The organism is Rhizobacter sp. P1_G5, from assembly GCF_056405435.1.
On sequence record NZ_JBFUCB010000828.1, the window covers coordinates 1 to 2,147 of the forward strand.

Consider the following 2,147-nt stretch of genomic DNA (forward strand, 5'->3'; position numbering starts at 1 on the left):
GCGGCGCGCTGGGCGTGGCGCTGGACGTGTACCACGTGTGGTGGGATCCGAAGCTGCAGGCGCAGATCGAACGCGCCGGCCGCGAGCGGCTGCTGGCCTTCCACGTCTGCGACTGGCGCGTGCCCACGCGCGACCTGCTGAACGACCGCGCGATGATGGGCGACGGCGTGATCGACATCCCGCGCATCCGCGGCTGGGTCGAGGACGCCGGCTACGCGGGCTACAGCGAGGTGGAGATCTTCTCCAGCGAGGACTGGTGGAAGCGGCCGGGCGGCGAGGTGCTGGACACCTGCATCGCGCGGCACCGCAGCGCCGTCTGATCCACCCCGAGAGGCCCTAGACTCGCGCCGTCTGCATTGACGGTCGCGTCTTCATGAACAAAACGGCCAGGCTCTTGGTCACGCTCGCCCTGCTGGGAGGTTTCGGCGGGGCACTCTGGTTCTCGCTGCGAGGCGCTCCGGCGCAGCTGGCCGCCACCGAGCCGGCCGCGGCGACTGCACTGACCGGCCTGATCGCGGTCGACGTCGAGGATTTCTTCAGGAACCCGCGCGTGGTGCAGGTGCTGGCCGACCACCGCCKGCCGGTGCAGGTCACCCGCATCGGCAGCCGCGACATGGCGGCGCGCGTGGCGCCCGGCGCCAGCCCCGACTTCTTCTTCCCGTCGGGCGTGGTCGCCGCGACCCAGGTCACCGAAGCTGGCCGCAAGGCCGGCATCGCGACCGCCTCGTACTCGCCGTTCCACACGCCGCTGGTGATCGCCTCCTGGGAGCCGATCGCGAGGATCCTGGTCGACAACGGCATCGCCCGCCCGCTGCAGCCGCAGGTGTACGGCGTCGACATGGACAAGCTGACGCAGCTGATGCTGGCGCGCAAGCGCTGGAAGGACCTGAAGCACGCGGCAGCCTACGACGTGAGCCGCAGCGTGCTGGTGTCGACCACCGACGTGCGGCGCAGCAACTCGGCCGCGATGTTCCTGGCGCTGGCCAGCAGCGCGCTGAACGGCGAGACCGTCAGCGACCGCGACACCGCGCGCCGCACCGCGCTGCGGCTGGCCGAGCTCTTCAAGCRCCAGGGCTACCAGGAGAACTACGTCAACGGCAATTTCGAGGACTACGTGTCGCAGGGCATCGGCAAGACGCCGCTCGCATGGATCTACGAGAACCAGATCGTCGGCCATGCGCTCGCCAAGGGCGGCATCGGCGGCGGCATGGTGCTGCTGTACCCGCAACCCACCATCACCAACAAGCTGGTGTTCGTCGCCACCAGCGAGCGCGCGAAGGCGCTCGGTGCGCTGCTGTCGAACGACGCCGAGCTGCAGGGCATCGCGCTGCAGCACGGCTTTCGCATCGCCGATGCCRACCGCTTCGCGAAGGCCGTGCAGCCGACCGGCCTCGCGGTGGAGACCCGGCTGACGCAGGTGGTGGACCCGCCGTCGTTCGAACTGATGGCGGAAATGATCGACGTGGTGACGAAGGAGATGGGTCAATGAGGCTTGCCCTGCGTGTCTCGCTCGTGGCGCTGTTGTGCATGGCCCTCGCCGGCTGCGACCGGCCGGCGGCCGACACCGCCGCCACGCCAACACCGCCACCGCCGCCCGCAGCACCGGCGCTGCAGGTGCTGGCCACCACCGACCTGCGCGACATCGAGCCGCTGCAGCAGATGGTGCTGAAGGCCACCGGCGTGAACCTGCAGTTCCGCTTCGGCGGCACGATGGAGAGCACCGAGGCGGTGCTGAACGGCCAGTCCGGCGCCGACCTCGCCTGGTTCGCCAACGCCAAGTACCTGCTGTCCGACGCGCAGGGCCAGTCGCGCGTGAAGCTGCAGGAGAAGATCATGCTGTCGCCGATCGCCCTCGGCCTCAGCGAATCGGCAGCCCGCCAGCTCGGCTGGGACCGGCCGGAGCGCGCCGCCAAGGTCACCTGGAAGGACATCGCCGCCGCGGCGAAGGCCGGCAAGCTGAGCTACGCGCTGTCCAACCCCGCCACCTCGAACCAGGGCTTCATGGCCTTGCTGGGCGTGGTCGCGAGTGCCGCCCAGAAGACCGACGGGCTCGGCGCGGCCGACGTCGACCGCGGCGCCATCGCGGCGTTCCTGAAGGGCTACCGGCTGCCGGGCGACAACTCCACCTACCTTTCCGAGAAATTCAT

2 protein-coding genes and 1 pseudogene are annotated in these 2,147 nt (G+C 70.0%); all 3 read left to right on the plus strand.

Annotated features, from left to right (window positions below; all coding sequences use genetic code 11):
• A partial coding sequence (locus AC1D12_RS31605) for a sugar phosphate isomerase/epimerase family protein (RefSeq protein WP_477845133.1) occupies nucleotides 1-320 on the plus strand: 320 nt, incomplete at its 5' end.
• 53 nt (nucleotides 321-373) lie between these two features.
• On the plus strand, nucleotides 374-1,489 hold the full coding sequence (locus AC1D12_RS31610) for a hypothetical protein (protein ID WP_477845134.1): 1,116 nt from the start codon (nucleotides 374-376) through the stop codon (nucleotides 1,487-1,489).
• Nucleotides 1,486-2,147 (plus strand): annotated as a pseudogene (locus AC1D12_RS31615) (hypothetical protein); the annotation flags it as partial. The gene AC1D12_RS31610 and the pseudogene AC1D12_RS31615, both read left to right, overlap by 4 nt.